This window comes from Thiolapillus sp. (assembly GCF_048562965.1).
Classification (GTDB): Bacteria; Pseudomonadota; Gammaproteobacteria; order Chromatiales; family Chromatiaceae; genus Thiolapillus; species Thiolapillus brandeum_A.
On record NZ_JBHNMF010001468.1, the window covers coordinates 1 to 614 of the forward strand.

Below are 614 nucleotides of genomic sequence, written 5' to 3' on the forward strand. Positions count from 1 at the left end.
GGGGCCCCCTCAGGGAGGTGTCATTTCGCCACTACTGGCGAATCGCTACCTCCACTACACGCTGGAGCTCTGGTTTCAACGGCGATTCCAACCAGGCTGTACGGGGCCGGCGCGGCTGATCCGGTATGCGGATGATTATGTGGCCTGCTTCAAACACGAAGCGGACGCCAAGCGATTCCGCATCGAGATGGAGAAGCGGCTTGGCCTGTACGAGCTGGAGATCGCGCCGGAGAAGACCAGGATTCTGGCGTTTGGGCCGATGGCGCAGCAGTGGGCAAAAGAACAGGGGAGGAGAAAGGCCGAAACCTTCGACTTCCTGGGTTTCACCCACTATTGCACCACCTCGCGGAATGGGAAGTGGTTTCGTGTCGGACGCAAGACGATCAGCCGGCGCTTGAGCGCCAAGCTGAAAGTGTTCAAGGAGTGGTTGAGAGCCAACCGGACTCTGCCGACTGCCGAGATCATGCGAACCACCGCAAACAAGCTGCGTGGCCATTATGCGTATTACGGAGTATCGGGTAACAGCCGGAGTATCAGCAACTTTGCCTATCAGGTGGAACTGATACTTTTCAAATGGCCAGGCCGGCGTGGAAAGCGTGGCAGTCTGAATTTCG

1 protein-coding gene is annotated in these 614 nt (G+C 57.8%); it reads left to right on the plus strand.

Annotation, left to right across the window (positions count from 1 at the left end; translation table 11 throughout):
- Positions 1–61 precede the first annotated feature (61 nt).
- A partial coding sequence (locus ACOCD2_RS24980) for a reverse transcriptase domain-containing protein (protein ID WP_419626358.1) occupies positions 62–614 on the plus strand: 553 nt, incomplete at its 3' end.